Here is a 14,098-nt window from a genome sequence, read left to right on the forward strand (position 1 = left end):
ACGTCCTCACGGAGCGGAGACGCGTTCGCCGGCGAGGAGCGAAGAAGCCCAGGCCGCGACCGCGGTGCGGTCGATCTTCGAGTTGTGCCGGATGTCCACCGGGATGCGCGGCAGGGTCAGGACCGCCGCGACGGGCACGTCGACCGCCGTTCTCACCGCGTCGGTCAGCGGGCGTGGCGCCAGGCCCGCGCGTCGGGCGGGCGGGTCGCTCTGCACGACCACCACCAGGTGCTGGGTCCCGACCGGTCCGACGCCGACCGCGGCCGCGAGCCGGACCCGCGTGCCGGTGGCGGCATCGACCAACTGCTCGACCCGCCGTTCGATGCCGACCGGCGTCACGACCCCGTCGGCCGTGACGATGACGTGGACGAGGCGGCCCTCGACCCACACCCGCCCCTGCGCGTCGAGGTGCCCGACGTCGCCGGTGCGGTGCCACCCCGTCGGCGCGGTGGATGCGACCTCGGTCGCCCACAGCCGGTCGTAGCGGTCCTTGACGTGGGCCGCCCGGACGCACAGCTCACCGGCGACCTCCACGTCGTCGGTCGGGATCGGCGCCGCGTCACCGGTCCGGTTGTCCAGCGGGGCGACCGCCACCTCGACGCCGGCCAAGGGTGTGCCGACGCACACTCCGTTGCCGTCGCCGGCCGCCTCGATTCCGGCCAGCGAGATGTCCGCGACCGGCAGGGCCTCGGTCATGCCGTAGGGGGTGTGCGCCTCCGCGCTCGGCAGCAGTTCCGTCAGCTCACGCAGCAGCTCGGGCGGTACGGGCGCGCCGGCGCTCAGCAGCAGGCGCACCCCCGCGAGGGCGGCCCGATGCGCCGGCGGGACGTCCTCGGCGGTGGCGCTGACGTTGACCAGCGCGGCCGGCGAGGCGAAGACCAGCGTGGCGTCGACCGCGGCGACCGCCTCGGCCAGCGCCGAGGCCGTCAACGTCGACGGTGCGGTGACGTCCATGTCGGGTACGGCGGAGGGAATCCCCATCGCCGGGCCGTACAGCGCGAAGGGCGCGAACGCCGCGACGAGACGATCGGCCTCACCGATGTCGTAGGCGGCGACCAGGGCGTCACGCTGGGCCTCGAGCTGCCGGTGCCGGTAGCCCACGCCCTTGGCGGGTCCGGTGGAACCGGACGTGAAGGCGACGGCGGCGTCGTCGTCGGCGTGCGGCGCCGGTGGGAGCGCGGCGTCACCGACGCTCGCCAACCGCGCTTCGCCCCGCTGCGCCAACCCGTCGAGGTCGGCGACCACCCGGGCGGCGGCCGCCAACGCGCGGGGCAGCGGCCCTGCGGCGATGCGTTGCCCCGGCCAGCGCAGCGCCAGCGCGCCGGCCAGCGCCCGCCGGACGCCGATCAGGTGTCGGGGCGCGGCGCTCCGCAGGGCGCTGGTCATGCCGCGCGGACCGAGGCCGGCGTCGACCAGCACGACCACGGCGCCGAGGCGCCAGCAGGCGTACAGCGCCGTGGCGAGGTCCCGGCCGGGTGGGACGACCAGCGCGACCCGGTCGCCCGGCTCGACGCCGAGGTCGGCCAGACCCGCGGCCACGGCGCGCACCCGCTGCGCCAGGGCGCCGAACGTGATCACGCGTGGCGCGTCCTCGACGTCGGGCCCGCGTGCGCCGCCGCGGGACGGCAGCTCGACGATCGCCGGGCGATCGGCGATCGTCGCGTCGTCGAGACGGGCCCAGACCGGGACGCGGGTGGAGCGGCTCGCATCGAACGTTCCGCCGCCGGCTCGACCGTCGTGGGGCGACACGTCGGCGCCTTCGCCGCGGCGGGTCGTCGCGACGAAGGCGCGCAGATGGGCGGCCACCTCGAGGTCCTCAGGGGTGAGGTGGCTGGCACGGCCGTCGCGGTGGACATGGGCGTGCGGGAGTCGGGCCTCGAGGTCGTGGAGGTAGCGGTCGCCGAACACGGGGTCGCCGCCCCCCCAGAGCAGCAAGGTCGGAACCTCGGCGAGCGCATCGAGACCCTCGGCGATGCCGTCGAGCACGGGCGCGGTCGGGTGATCGGGCTCGAGCGGGATGTCGCGCACGAAGGCGGCGACGCCGCGGCGGTGCGCGGCGGTCGGGTAGGGCGCCGCATAGGCGTCCCGTACGGCACGGTCGCCGCGGACGCTGGAGAGCACGGTGGCGCCGCGGACGAACGTGGACGTGCGCTCGCACACGTTGGTGAGCAGCCCCCGGGACCGCGCGAGCGCGATCAGGCGTGGGGCGGCGGCACCCTCGGGCTGGTGCACCGCGGTGTTGGTGAGCACGACGCCGGCGAGCTGGGACTGGTGCCCGAGGGCCCAGCCGAGCGAGACCGGCCCGCCCCAGTCGTGGGCGACGGTGACGACGGGGCCGGTCAGCTCCAGGGCAGCGGTCAGTCCAGCGAGGTCCGCGACCCGGTCGCCAAGCCGTCGGTCGACCCCGGTGCGCTCGGAGTACCCCATCTCGAGCTGGTCGACGGCCAGCACCCGCCAGCCCGGGGGCGGTGCGGCCAGGACGTGCCGCCACAGGTATGACCACGTCGGGTTGCCGTGGATGCACAGCAGCGTGCCGCGCGGAGCGGGACCGCCGGGTGCATGGGTGTCGAGGACGTGCCAGGTCCGCGGGACGCCGTGGGCATCGACGGCCTCGACCAGACGCGACCAGGCCGGGTCGAGGCCGGGCAGGTCGGTGGGTGGCATGCGGGCGGGGATGTTCGTCCCTGCGATCACCACAGCAATTCGAGCGCGGTCGTGTTGATGCCCGAGCCGATGCCGGTCAGCAGCACGCGGTCCCCGCCACGAATCTCGTCCTGGTGCAGCGCGAGCGTGGTGGGGATCGAAGCGGGGCCGATGTTGCCGCGCGTCGGGAAGCTGAGCGGGGCCTTGTCGGGGTCGATGCCGAGCCGCTTCTGCATCGCCGTCGTGTGGACGGCCGACACCTGGTGCATGATGTAGTGGTCGAGCGCACCCCAGTCCCAGCCGTTGCGTTCGGCGGCCGTCCAGGTCTGCTCGGCGACATCCAGGCCCGCCTCGAGCAGCGCGGCCGTGTCGGTCGTCATTCCGTCGAGGTCACCGACGCACAACAGCCGGTGCTCGCTGCCGGCGCGCGCCTCCCCGCCGAGGAGCCGGTGACCTTCGGGATGTGCGTCGCTGCGGCCGAGCACCATCGCCGCACCGCCCGAGCCCAGGGTCAGGGACGCGAACTCGGCGAACAGCTGCTCGACCGTGACGTCGGGGCCTTCCAGCCGCTGCAGCGTCCGCTCCTGCGTGTACCGGCTGCCCTCGCCGTCGACGATCAGCGCATACTCGATCTGTCCCGCGTCGATCATCATGGCGGCGAGGTTCATGCCGTTGATGAAGCCGAGGCAGGCGTTGGCGAGGTCGAAGTTGAGGCAGTGCGAACCGAGTCCCAGATCGTGGTGCACGGCGACGGCGGCCGAGGGCTCGAGGTGGTCGCGCGACACCGAGGTGTCGATCAGCAGCCCGATGCGTTCGCGGTCGATGCCGGCGGCCTCGATGGCGGCTTCGCCGGCCGTCGCGGCGACGGTCGAGAACAGCGTGCCCTCCGGCCACCAGCGGCGTTCGACGATGCCGGCGAGGTTCTCGAGCAGGCCGGGACGCACCCCGAGGCGCTCATAGGTCTCGGCGAGCCGTTCGTCGAACATCGCCGAGGTCGCGATCTCCGGAGCGTCGGCCACCTCGACCGACAGGACCGACGTGTGCTCGTGACGGAGGGTCGCGTTGCCGTGTGGGTTCATGCGGGTGCCTCGTGGCGCTCGTGGACGGTGACGACCGGAGTTGCCGCGTCCGATGTCGGGCGGTGACGGTGCGGTACCGCACCGTTCGGACCCGGCCGGTCCGAGCGATGGGAACCAGGGACGATACGTGCGCAGACGCGACGCGTGCTGCCGACGAAAGCCGAGGTCGTTTCGGACGTAACCCGTTGACCTCCGCCCGACGCCCCGGAACTCCGGCTCCCGCGCGCGAGAGACCAGCGCCGGGGGAAGGATCACGCGGCCTGGAAGGAGCGCTTGGCCAGGCCCATCCAGAAGCCGTCGACCACCTGCTCGGGCGGGGACTCGGGGTCGGACGCGGCGCCGAGCGTGACGAACATCGGCGCGAAGTGCTCGACCGTTGGGTGGGCGTAGGGCATGCCGGGGGCGCGGTCGCGGAAGGCGGCCAGCGACTCGACGTCGCCGCGGGCGAGCGCCTCGCCGGCCCAGGCGTCGAACTCGCGCGACCATCCAGGTGGCGGTGCGCCGGGGGAGACCCAGTGCTCGCGCGTCAGGAACGGCAGCCCGTGCGTGGTGAACCCCGACCCGACGATCAGCACGCCCTCGTCGCGCAGCGGTCGCAGGCGCTCCCCGAGGTCCAGCAGGCGTGCGGGATCGAACGTCGGCAACGACATCTGCAGCACGGGGATGTCGGCGTCGGGGTACATGACGCTGAGCGGCACGTAGGCGCCATGGTCGAGGCCGCGGGACGGCGCCCGCGCCACCTGCTCCGTCCGCGGCAGCAACCCCTCGATCCGGTCGGCGAGCTCCGGGGCGCCCGGAGCGGCGTAGGTCGCCTCGTAGTAGCGACGCGCGAACCCGCCGAAGTCGTGCAGAAGTGGGACGGTCTCGGTCGCGCCGAGCATCAGCGGAGCCGACTCCCAGTGCGCCGACACGATCAGGATCTGTCGCGGCCGCGGCAACGCGTCGGCCCACGTGCGCAGTTGGGCGGTCCACAGCGCGTCGTCGACCAGCGGCGGCGCACCGTGGCTGAGGTACAGCGCCGGCATCGGCGTGTCGGATCGGTCGGCCATGGAGAGCCTCGGCGTTCGGTGGCGGTCGTGGGCGTAAGTTGAAGCTTCAACAAAAGTACGGCGCCGGAGGGGCCGGATCAAGCCCGTTGCTACGGTTCGGCCATGGCCGAGCCCCGGTGGTTGACCGACGACGAACAGCGCGCCTGGCGTGGCCTGGTCTCGGTGGTGCTGCGCCTACCGGGCGCGCTCGAGAGCCAGCTGCAGCGCGAGGCGGACCTGTCGCACTTCGAGTACTGGGTGCTGGCGCTGCTGAGCGAGGCGGACGGGCGTGCACGCCGGATGCGTGACCTGGCGCAGTTGGCCAACGGCTCGTTGTCCCGGCTCTCGCACGTGGTGACCCGGCTCGAGCGACGTGGCTTCGTCGCCCGCGAGCCCGCACCCGACGATGCCCGCAGCACCCTCGCCGTCCTCACCGACGCCGGGTACGCGCAGGTGGTGGCCACCGCCCCCGGTCACGTCGCCACAGTGCGCGCCCTGGTCTTCGACGCGCTGGCCGGGCGTGACGTCGCCGACCTCGAACGCATCTGCGACGCCCTGGTGGCCTCGCTCGACGCGCACACGGGCCCCCGGGCGGGGTGAGCCGGCGTCAGCGGCGCCGGCGCACCAGCAGTGCGGCCGAGGCGATGCCTCCGACCACCGCCGCAGCCGTGCCCGCGAGCGCGAGATAGCCCGCGCCGGCCAGCGAGACCTCCGTGCACGCCCGTGTGCGCACGCAGGGATCGAGCAGGGCGGTGATGACGGCGGCCGTCACCAGCAGCCCGCCGAGCAGCGCGAGCCCCCAGGCCAGCCACATCGCCGGTGACGGACGCTCGAGCCTTGCCTGCCGCTCCATCCTGGTCCCCGTCTCATCGGCAGCACCGCGAGCGCAAGGTAGCTGCGACGGCGCACACGAGGTATCCGGCCGCGTCGTCACCGCACCCCCCGCGGGCGTACATGGCCACAAGAACACGGCCGCCTGCCGGGACCAGGGACCTACCTCCGACCGCGGTCGTAGGTCAGGATGGGGTCACCAATCACGGGGGTTCCCGCCTGTGTCCGACCGCGCAGTTGGCCGGATACCGCCTCCCGGGCAGTGGGCTGCGACAGCCACCGTCCAGAGGATGGCGGGGGCACGTCGACCCGCCCGCCGAGGTGGGGGACGCTTTCCCCAGCACATCCCAGCCGCGTCTGGCTGGGGCCCCTGACCAAGGAGAACGAACACATGCTGCTCCGTAAGCGCTTCCTGTCCCTCGCCGCGGTTGCCGGCCTCGCCTTCGCCGGCGTCGCCTGCGACGACGGTGGCACCACCGACACCGGTACCGACACCGGCACCACCGAGGACACCCTCGGCGACACCGGTACCACCGATGACACCCTGGGCGACGACGCCACCGGCGACGACACCATGGGCGAAGAGGACACGCTCGAGGGCGAAGACACCCTCGAGGACACCGAGGGCGACAGCTGATCGTTCGCCACTGAAACCTCCGGCACCCACCGCCAGGCGCGGTGGGTGCCGTCTTTTCTGCGGTCAGTCCGGCAGGAGCCGGCGTGCCAGCGAGCGCACCTCGTCGGCGTCGGCGCCCGCGGCCGTCGGCGCGTGCATCTTCGCGTGGTCGTCCCCGACCCGCAGCGGCAACAACTCGTCGCCGTCGAGGGTCACGACCGACCCCCCGGCCTCGCGCACCAGCAGGGTGCCGGCGGCGATGTCCCACACGTGCGGGATGACGGCCACCGACGCCGCCGCGACGCCCTCGGCCACGATCGCGAGATCGAGCGCGGTCGAACCCATCACGCGCGGGTTGAGTGCGACGCCGGCCTGGCGCGCCCGCCGCGCCGTGCCCGTCGTGAGCATGACCGGCACGTGCGCCATGGTGGTGTCGTCCCACGCCACGAGTTCGCGCACCCGGATCGGGATGCCGTTCCGCCGGGCGCCCTCGCCGAGGGCCGCCTCGTAGCGGTGACCGAGCGCGGGCGCGTCGATCGTGGCGAACACGACCTCGCCGCGGTACGCCAGTGCGACCGACACGCACCAGTACGGCAGCCCGGCCGTGAAGTTGGAGGTGCCGTCGATGGGGTCGAGGATCCAGCACCACTCGGTGTCGGGGACGACCGTGTCCTGTTCCTCGCTCAGCACGCCGTGGTCGGGCAGCGCTGCGGCGATCGCGGCCTGCAGGCGGGCATCGACCTCGTGGTCGAGCGCGGTGACCGGGGTGCCGTCGGACTTGGCGTCGGGCGCGACGTTGCCGCTGGAGGTGAGCAGTTCCTCGGCGAGGCCGTCGAGGGCGGGGTGCAGCACCGCGCGGGCGCGCTCGACCACCTGGCGCACGTCGTGGGGCAGCGGCGGCACGGGACTCCTCGGCACGGATCGCGCCACCCTATCCGGCCGGGACACCGCACCTGGCCGGGCGGCAGGGCCGACGGCGTTCGCGTCCGGGGCTACCGCACCGTAACTTACGGGCTCGTAGCCGACCTTCGAGCCCCGAGGGAACCCCGTGTCCACACTCGCGACGCCCCGCCCCGAGCCCACCGTCCGTGGCGTCGAGCTCGCCCCGCCCCGCGCGGTGCGCTGGCAGCGCTTCTCCATCCTGTTGATCGTCGCCCTGCCGCTGGTGGGGCTCGCCGCCGCCATCTCCTGGGGCTGGGGCCGCGGGGTCGGCGCGGTCGACCTCGGCCTGCTGCTGGGCTTCTACGTCTTCACCGGGCTCGGGATCACCGTCGGATTCCACCGGCTGCTGACCCACCAGAGCTTCCGGGTCCCGCAGTGGGTGCGCGTGCTGTTCGCCGTCGCCGGCTCCATGGCCATCCAGGGCAGCGTGATCGACTGGGTCGCGACGCACCGCCGCCACCACGCCTATTCCGACCGCCCCGGCGACCCACACTCGCCGCACGTCGACGCCGGTGACGGGCTCGTCGGGCTGCTCAAGGGCCTGTGGTTCGCCCACACCGGCTGGTTGTTCTCGCCCGAGCGCACCGTGCAGCAGGCCTGGGCGCCGGACCTGCTCAAGGACCCCGCCATGGTGCGGGTCAACAAGCTGTTCCCGTGGCTGCTGGCCGCGTCGTTCGTCGCGCCCGCGGTCCTCGGCGGCCTGCTGACGATGTCGTTCGCCGGCGCCCTCACCGGCTTCCTCTGGGGCGGGCTCGTGCGCATCTTCCTGCTCCACCACGTCACCTGGTCGATCAACTCGATCTGCCACGTCTTCGGTACCCGCCCCTGGGCGGCCCACGACGAGAGCCGCAACAACCCGGTGATGGCGCTGCTCGGCTTCGGTGAGGGCTGGCACAACGGTCACCACGCCTTCCCGGCGTCCGCGCGACACGGGCTGCGATGGTGGGAGTTCGACGTCTCGTGGGTCGTGATCCGCACGATGCAGGTGCTCCGCCTCGCGCGCGACATCAAGCTGCCCTCCACCACGCAACTCGAACGGCGGTCGCGCACGGGCGCGTAGCCGGCCCGCCGACGCCGGGCGGTAGGTTGGCCGGCCACGTCCCCGAGGAGCGCGTGTGACCACGGCCAGGCGGGTGCGGATGGCCGCACCGCAGCGACGCGAGCAGTTGATCGGCGTCGCGCGGTCCGTCTTCGCCGAACGCGGCTACCAGGGCGCGGCCATCGAGGAGATCGCCGACCGCGCCGGGGTGTCCAAGCCGGTGGTCTACCAGCACTTCGGCGGCAAGGAGGGCCTGTACGCCGTCGTGGTCGACCGCGAGGTCCAGCGCCTCACCAGTGCGATCGCGGGGTCCTTCGACGCGGTGCACCCGCGACTGGTCGCCGAGTCGGCCGCCGAGGCGTTCCTGAGCTACATCGAGGAACACGAGGACGGCTTCCGGGTGCTGGTCCGTGACGCCCCCGTCGGCGCCAGCGACGGCACGCTGGCCTCCGTCCTCGACGACGTCGCCGTCCGCGCCGAACGCCTGCTCGTCGACGAGTTCGGCGAGCGCGGCTTCGACGAGAACACCGCGCCGATGTACGCGCGCATGCTGGTCGGTGCGGTCGCCCTGGTCGGCGAGTGGTGGCTCGAGGTCCGCGAGCCGCCCCGCGAGGTCGTCGCGGCCCACGTCGTCAACCTGCTCTGGAACGGGCTGCGGCACCTCGAACACGCCCCCACGACGCTCCTGCGCGCCGAGCGTCGCAGCCGACGCACGGTGGAGGACGAGATATGAGCACCACGACCCGCACCCCGCTGGTGGCCCGGATGCGCGGCTTCGGCACCACCATCTTCAGTGAGATGACCGCGCTCGCGCAGGCACACGGCGCCGTCAACCTCGGCCAGGGATTCCCCGACGAGGACCCGCCTGCCGCCATGGTCGACGCCGCCGCGCAGGCCATGCGCGACGGGCACAACCAGTACGCGCCCGGTCCCGGCGTCCCACCGCTGCGCCAGGCGATCGCCCGCCACCAGCGCCGCTTCCACGACCTCGCCTACGACCCCGACGACGAGATCAGCGTCACGTTCGGCGCCACCGAGGCGCTGGCCGCGACGTTGCTGGCCGTCTGTGACCGCGACGACGAGGTGCTGGTCCTCGAGCCGACCTACGACGCCTACACCGCGGTGCTGGCCCTCGTCGGTGCGGTCGAGGTGCGCGTCCCGCTGCGGGCGCCCGCCTTCGCGCTCGATCTCGACGCGTTCGATGCCGCCATCACGCCCCGCACCCGGGCCGTGATCCTCAACACCCCGCACAACCCGACCGGCACGGTCCTCGGCCCGGACGAACTGGACCGGATCGCCGCGCTGTGCGTCGAGCACGACCTGGTCGCGATCACCGACGAGGTGTACGAGCACCTGGTCTTCGACGGCGTGCACGTCCCGCTGGCGTCGCGGCCCGGGATGCGCGAGCGGACGGTCACGATCTCGTCGGCCGGCAAGACCTTCTCGTGCACCGGATGGAAGGTCGGCTGGGCGTGTGCCCCGCCGGCGCTCACCAGCGCGCTGCGCACCACCAAGCAGTTCCTGTCGTTCTCCGGCGGCACGCCCCTGCAGCACGCGGTCGCCGTGGGTCTGGACGCCGGCGACGACGTCTACGACGCGGTGCGTGCGTTGCACCGCTCGCGCCGTGACCGGCTGGTCGACGGGCTGGTCGCCGGCGGCTGCCAGGTGGCACGACCGGCCGGCGGCTACTTCGTCACGATGGACGTCCGCGACCTCGGCCACGACGACGGCGAGGCATTCTGCCGCTGGGCCCCCGAAGCGCTCGGCGTGGCCGCCGTGCCCGTCAGCGCGTTCGTCCACGACGCGGACGCGACGGTCCGGCCGCTGATCCGCCTCGCGTTCTGCAAGCCCGAGTCGCGCATCGACGAGGGGGTCGAACGCCTCCTCCGTGCCCGCTCGCACACGTCCGCAGGAGGACGCCCATGAGGGTCGCCGCGGTCCAGCACGACATCGACTGGGAGGACCGGGACGCGACGTTGCGCCGCCTCGACGGCCGGGTCGCCGCCGCCGCGGCAGGTGGCGCGACGCTGGTGTCGTTCACCGAGATGTTCGCCACCGGGTTCTCGATGAACACCCACCACACCGCCGAAGGGCAGGACGGCCCGATCGTGGCGTGGATGATCGACCAGGCCGCCCGGCACGGCGTCTGGGTCGCGGGTTCGCTGGCCATGCAGGACCCGGGCGGGGACCTGCCGGTCAACGCGCTGTGCGTGGTCTCGCCCGACGGGGCCGTCCACCGCTACGACAAGCTGCATCCCTTCAGCTACGCGGGGGAGCACGAACGGTTCGGTGCCGGCCGCGAGTTCGTCACCGTCGACATCGACGGCGTGCGGGTGACCCTGTTCGTCTGTTACGACCTGCGGTTCGCCGACGAGTTCTGGGCCTGCGCCCGCGACACCGACGCCTACCTCGTGGTCGCGAACTGGCCGGCTGCGCGTCGCCACCACTGGCGGGCGCTGCTCGACGCCCGCGCCATCGAGAACCAGGCCTACGTCGTCGGCGTGAACCGGGTCGGCAGCGGCGGCGGGCTCGACTACACCGGCGACAGCCGCATCGTCGACCCGCTCGGTGAGGTCCTGGCCGCCGGCGCCGGCGCCGAGACGATCCTGTACGCCGACCTCGACCCCGACGTGGTCGCCCGGGTGCGCGCCGACCTGCCCTTCCTGCCCGATCGCCGCACCGGCTGACGCCGACTCCGAGGACATCCATGCACGTCGCCCTGGTCACCGCTGCCTCCGGACCCGACTTCATCGCCGAGGTGGACGCCCCGCTGGCCGCCGCGCTGCGCACCCGTGGCGTCGAGGTCCACGAGCCGCGGTGGGACGACACCGCCGTCGACTGGGGTGCGTTCGACCTCGCCGTCGTGCGCACCACCTGGGACTATCCCGGGCGGCGGAAGGCGTTCGTCGCCTGGGCCGAGTCGACCGCGGAACGCACGCGGCTGCTCAACTCTGCCGACGTGCTGCGCTGGAACACCCACAAGTCCTACCTGCTCGAACTCGAGGAACGCGGCGCACCGGTCGTGCCGACGGCCTGGCTCGGCCGCGGCGACGAGGTCGTGCTCGACGACCTGCTGGCGTCGCGTGGCTGGGACCGGGCGGTCGTCAAGCCGGCGGTCGGGGCCGGCGCGAGCGGCCTGGCCCGGGTGCGTCGCGGTGAACCCGGCGGCCAGGACCACCTCGATGCCGAGGTGGCCGCCGGCGACGTGCTCGTGCAGCCCTACCTGCCGGCCGTCGAGACCCGCGGCGAGCTGTCGGTCGTGGTCGTCGAGGGCGAGATCAGCCACGCCGTCCGCAAGACGCCCGACGACGGCGAGTTCCGCATCCACGAGGAGTTCGGCGGCCGCCACCACGTCGAGGACCTCGACGTGGACACCGCCGCCCTGGCCCGTTGGATCGTGGAGTCGACCGGTCACGACCTGCTGCTGGCGCGCGTCGACCTGATCGAGGACGAGCTCGGGCAGCCGCAACTGGTCGAGCTCGAGGCCACCGAACCCGACCTCTACCTGCGCCTGCACCCCGAGGCGGCCGACCGGGTCGCCGACGCCATCGTGCGTCGAGCTGAGGACGCCACCCGTCCGACCTCCGCCTGACCTGCGAACCTGTCGGGGCCGGTACGCCGGCACGACGTCGACCAGGAGCGCTACCCGTGCGGATCGCGATCACCGGCGCAACCGGACTTCTCGGCGGGGCGTTGACCGCCTCCCTGCGCGACGACGGTCACCAGGTCGTCCGGGTGACCCGCTCGCGCGAGCAGGCGGACGCCGGCGACGTCGTCTGGGACCCGGCCGGCGACACCATCGACGCGGCCGGCCTCGAAGGGCTCGACGGCGTGGTCCACCTCGCCGGTGAACCGATCGGCGACGCGCGCTGGTCCGATGCCACCAAGCGACGGATCCGCGACAGCCGGGTGCAGGGGACGGGGCTGCTCTCCCGAACGCTGGCGTCGCTGTCGACGCCGCCACCCGTGCTGCTGTCGGCGTCGGCCGTCGGCTACTACGGCGACCGCGGGGACGAGATCCTCACCGAGGACTCCACGCCCGGCGACGACTTCCTGGCGCGGGTGTGCCGGGACTGGGAGGCGGCGGCGGCCCCCGCGCGCGCCGCCGGCATCCGGGTCGTGCACCCGCGCACCGGCGTCGTCCTCGCCGCGGATGGGCCGCTGATCGACAAGATCGAGTTGCCCTTCAAGCTCGGCATCGGCGGCAAGGTCGGTCGAGGGCGGCAGTACGTGCCCTGGATCGCGCTGCGCGACCACGTCCGCGCGCTGCGGTTCCTCCTCGACCATGACCTCGAGGGGCCGGTCAACCTCACGGCGCCCGAGCCGGCCACCAACGCGCAGCTGACCACGGCGCTCGGCGAGGTCATGCGGCGTCCGACGGTGCTGCCGATCCCGACCTTCGCGGTGACCGCCCTGTACGGCGAGATGGGACGCACGCTGGCCACCGTCAGCCAGCGGGCCCGGCCGGCGCGGCTGCTCGAGGCCGGCTTCACGTTCGAGCACCCGGACCTGCGCGACGCGCTCCGGCTCGCCCTGGACCGTTCCGCCGCCGCTTGACCGACGTCGCGGCCGACGGTGCCCCCGAGGCCCGATTCGGTGTCGCCCGACCGCCTCTGGCAGGCTGACGACCATGCGTGTCCTACTGCTCACCTGGGAGTACCCGCCGCGGGTCGTCGGCGGGCTGGGCCGCCATTGCGTCGCCCTGGCCCGCAACCTGGTGGCGCGGGGCCACGAGGTCCACGTCGTCACGCGCGACCATCCCGAGGATCCCGCGCCCGCCGAGGAGTGGCTCGAGGGCGTGCACGTGGTCCGGGTGACCGAGGCGCCGCCGGTGATCCCGTTCGACGACCTGGTGCCGTGGGTCCTGGCGTTCAACAATCGGGTACAGGCGGCGGCCGCGAAGCTGGCCCGCCGCCACGACTTCGACGTCGTCCACGCCCACGACTGGTTGGTGGCCTACGCCGCGGCGGGGATCAAGGACGCCTTCGAGTTGCCGCTGGTGGCCACCGTCCACGCCACCGAGTACGGCCGTCACCAGGGCTGGTTGCCCGGCCCGATGAACAAGCTGATCCACCAGGTCGAGTGGTGGCTGACCTACGAGGCGCGTCGCGTCATCACCTGCTCCGACTACATGCGCGGCCAGGTCGAGGACATCTTCGCCCTGCCACCGGACAAGATCGACGTCGTGCCGAACGGCGTGGCCGTCCGCGACTTCGCGCTCCCCGCCACCGAGGTGGACGCCTTCCGCCGCACCCTGGTCGGGCCCCGGACCCGCATGGTGCTGTTCGCGGGCCGGCTCGAGTACGAGAAGGGGGTGCAAACCGTCCTCGAGGCGTTGCAGAACGTGCGGGGTGCCGTCGGCCCCGTGAAGTTCTTCATCGCCGGGATCGGCACCTACTCCGACGAACTGCGGCGACGCGTACGCGAGCTCGGCCTGCGGCGCCACGTGCACTTCACCGGCTTCCTCGAGGACCACGAACTGCGGCTGCACTACGCGGCCGCGGACGTCGCGGTCGCGCCCAGCATCTACGAGCCCTTCGGCCTGGTCGCCGTCGAGGCCATGGCGTGCGGCACGCCGGTCGTCGCCGGCGACACCGGCGGGCTCCGCGAGATCGTCGCCGGTGGCTCGGGCCTGAGCTTTCCGCCCCAGGACGCCGACGAGCTGGCCGCTGCGCTCGTCCGGGTGCTGACCGACGACGGGCTGGCGCAGCGGATGGTGGCCCGCGCCCGCCGCCGGATCGCCGACCGCTACGACTGGTCCTCGGTCGCCGCCGCCACCGTCGACGTCTATGGGCGGGCCGCCGACGAGGAGGCCGCCCTCGCCGGTCGTGAGCAGCGACCCGCGCTCCGGGCCCTCCTGCACGCCGCGCCGATCCTGGAGTTCGGCGAAGCCGCCGGCTGAGTGCCGGGCACCGCTACC

Annotated in this window: 14 protein-coding genes; 9 read left to right on the forward strand and 5 right to left on the reverse strand. The window is 73.4% G+C overall.

Annotation, left to right across the window (positions count from 1 at the left end; translation table 11 throughout):
• Nucleotides 1-6 precede the first annotated feature (6 nt).
• From ACERMF_RS04265 to ACERMF_RS04275, 3 genes are all read right to left on the reverse strand, one after another.
• The gene (locus ACERMF_RS04265; RefSeq protein ID WP_373667782.1) at nt 7-2,664 is read right to left on the reverse strand and encodes an alpha/beta fold hydrolase; all 2,658 of its coding nucleotides are present in this window, start codon (nt 2,662-2,664) and stop codon (nt 7-9) included.
• A gap of 26 nt (nt 2,665-2,690) precedes the next feature.
• The gene (locus ACERMF_RS04270) at nt 2,691-3,722 is read right to left on the reverse strand and encodes a 3-oxoacyl-ACP synthase III (RefSeq protein WP_373667783.1); all 1,032 of its coding nucleotides are present in this window, start codon (nt 3,720-3,722) and stop codon (nt 2,691-2,693) included.
• Nucleotides 3,723-3,973: 251 nt separating this feature from the next.
• A complete protein-coding gene (locus ACERMF_RS04275) occupies nt 3,974-4,747 on the reverse strand; it encodes a dioxygenase (protein ID WP_373667908.1) in 774 nt (257 codons plus the stop codon).
• A 126-nt stretch (nt 4,748-4,873) separates the two neighbouring features.
• Here ACERMF_RS04275 and ACERMF_RS04280 point away from each other — a divergent pair, with 126 nt between their 5' ends.
• Nucleotides 4,874-5,350 (forward strand): MarR family winged helix-turn-helix transcriptional regulator, encoded by a 477-nt coding sequence (locus ACERMF_RS04280; protein ID WP_373667784.1) that lies wholly within the window; start codon nt 4,874-4,876, stop codon nt 5,348-5,350.
• 7 nt (nt 5,351-5,357) lie between these two features.
• On the opposite strand, the gene ACERMF_RS04285 is transcribed toward ACERMF_RS04280, so the two are convergent.
• Nucleotides 5,358-5,603: a hypothetical protein gene (locus ACERMF_RS04285; protein ID WP_373667785.1), complete on the reverse strand. Its 246-nt coding sequence runs from the start codon at nt 5,601-5,603 to the stop codon at nt 5,358-5,360.
• Between the two features lie 369 nt (nt 5,604-5,972).
• On the opposite strand from ACERMF_RS04285, the gene ACERMF_RS04290 reads away from it, so the two are divergent.
• Complete coding sequence (locus ACERMF_RS04290) at nt 5,973-6,218, forward strand: hypothetical protein (protein WP_373667786.1); 246 nt, start codon at nt 5,973-5,975, stop codon at nt 6,216-6,218.
• Nucleotides 6,219-6,281: 63 nt separating this feature from the next.
• Here the strand turns inward: ACERMF_RS04290 and ACERMF_RS04295 are convergent, their stop codons facing one another.
• Nucleotides 6,282-7,100 (reverse strand): inositol monophosphatase, encoded by an 819-nt coding sequence (locus ACERMF_RS04295; RefSeq protein ID WP_373667787.1) that lies wholly within the window; start codon nt 7,098-7,100, stop codon nt 6,282-6,284.
• 145 nt (nt 7,101-7,245) lie between these two features.
• Here ACERMF_RS04295 and ACERMF_RS04300 point away from each other — a divergent pair, with 145 nt between their 5' ends.
• The 7 genes from ACERMF_RS04300 to ACERMF_RS04330 all read left to right on the forward strand — a co-directional run bounded on the left by ACERMF_RS04300 (nt 7,246) and on the right by ACERMF_RS04330 (nt 14,080).
• On the forward strand, nt 7,246-8,199 hold the full coding sequence (locus ACERMF_RS04300; protein WP_373667788.1) for an acyl-CoA desaturase: 954 nt from the start codon (nt 7,246-7,248) through the stop codon (nt 8,197-8,199).
• A gap of 79 nt (nt 8,200-8,278) precedes the next feature.
• Nucleotides 8,279-8,911 (forward strand): TetR/AcrR family transcriptional regulator, encoded by a 633-nt coding sequence (locus tag ACERMF_RS04305; RefSeq protein WP_373667909.1) that lies wholly within the window; start codon nt 8,279-8,281, stop codon nt 8,909-8,911.
• Nucleotides 8,908-10,104 (forward strand): aminotransferase class I/II-fold pyridoxal phosphate-dependent enzyme, encoded by a 1,197-nt coding sequence (locus tag ACERMF_RS04310; protein WP_373667789.1) that lies wholly within the window; start codon nt 8,908-8,910, stop codon nt 10,102-10,104. Before ACERMF_RS04305 ends, ACERMF_RS04310 begins: the two co-directional genes overlap by 4 nt.
• Nucleotides 10,101-10,865: a nitrilase-related carbon-nitrogen hydrolase gene (locus ACERMF_RS04315; RefSeq protein WP_373667790.1), complete on the forward strand. Its 765-nt coding sequence runs from the start codon at nt 10,101-10,103 to the stop codon at nt 10,863-10,865. The genes ACERMF_RS04310 and ACERMF_RS04315 overlap by 4 nt, the downstream gene beginning before the upstream one ends.
• Before the next feature lie 20 nt (nt 10,866-10,885).
• Nucleotides 10,886-11,770 carry a RimK family alpha-L-glutamate ligase gene (locus tag ACERMF_RS04320; protein WP_373667791.1) on the forward strand — a complete coding sequence of 295 codons (885 nt, stop codon included), beginning with the start codon at nt 10,886-10,888 and terminating at the stop codon, nt 11,768-11,770.
• Nucleotides 11,771-11,826: 56 nt separating this feature from the next.
• Nucleotides 11,827-12,735, forward strand: coding sequence for a TIGR01777 family oxidoreductase (locus ACERMF_RS04325; RefSeq protein ID WP_373667792.1), 909 nt, complete (start codon nt 11,827-11,829; stop codon nt 12,733-12,735).
• 73 nt (nt 12,736-12,808) lie between these two features.
• Nucleotides 12,809-14,080: a glycosyltransferase family 4 protein gene (locus tag ACERMF_RS04330; RefSeq protein ID WP_373667793.1), complete on the forward strand. Its 1,272-nt coding sequence runs from the start codon at nt 12,809-12,811 to the stop codon at nt 14,078-14,080.
• Nucleotides 14,081-14,098: the final 18 nt, after the last annotated feature.

It is taken from the genome of Egicoccus sp. AB-alg6-2, assembly GCF_041821025.1.
Lineage (GTDB): Bacteria > Actinomycetota > Nitriliruptoria > Nitriliruptorales > Nitriliruptoraceae > Egicoccus.

Coding starts and splice junctions, on each gene's coding strand:
- ACERMF_RS04265 (WP_373667782.1), bottom strand. CDS start 2,664: ATGCCACCCACCGACCTGCCCGGCCTCGACCCGGCCTGGTCGCGTCTG.
- ACERMF_RS04270 (WP_373667783.1), bottom strand. CDS start 3,722: ATGAACCCACACGGCAACGCGACCCTCCGTCACGAGCACACGTCGGTC.
- ACERMF_RS04275 (WP_373667908.1), bottom strand. CDS start 4,747: ATGCCGGCGCTGTACCTCAGCCACGGTGCGCCGCCGCTGGTCGACGAC.
- ACERMF_RS04280 (WP_373667784.1), top strand. CDS start 4,874: ATGGCCGAGCCCCGGTGGTTGACCGACGACGAACAGCGCGCCTGGCGT.
- ACERMF_RS04285 (WP_373667785.1), bottom strand. CDS start 5,603: ATGGAGCGGCAGGCAAGGCTCGAGCGTCCGTCACCGGCGATGTGGCTG.
- ACERMF_RS04290 (WP_373667786.1), top strand. CDS start 5,973: ATGCTGCTCCGTAAGCGCTTCCTGTCCCTCGCCGCGGTTGCCGGCCTC.
- ACERMF_RS04305 (WP_373667909.1), top strand. CDS start 8,279: ATGGCCGCACCGCAGCGACGCGAGCAGTTGATCGGCGTCGCGCGGTCC.
- ACERMF_RS04310 (WP_373667789.1), top strand. CDS start 8,908: ATGAGCACCACGACCCGCACCCCGCTGGTGGCCCGGATGCGCGGCTTC.
- ACERMF_RS04315 (WP_373667790.1), top strand. CDS start 10,101: ATGAGGGTCGCCGCGGTCCAGCACGACATCGACTGGGAGGACCGGGAC.
- ACERMF_RS04320 (WP_373667791.1), top strand. CDS start 10,886: ATGCACGTCGCCCTGGTCACCGCTGCCTCCGGACCCGACTTCATCGCC.
- ACERMF_RS04330 (WP_373667793.1), top strand. CDS start 12,809: ATGCGTGTCCTACTGCTCACCTGGGAGTACCCGCCGCGGGTCGTCGGC.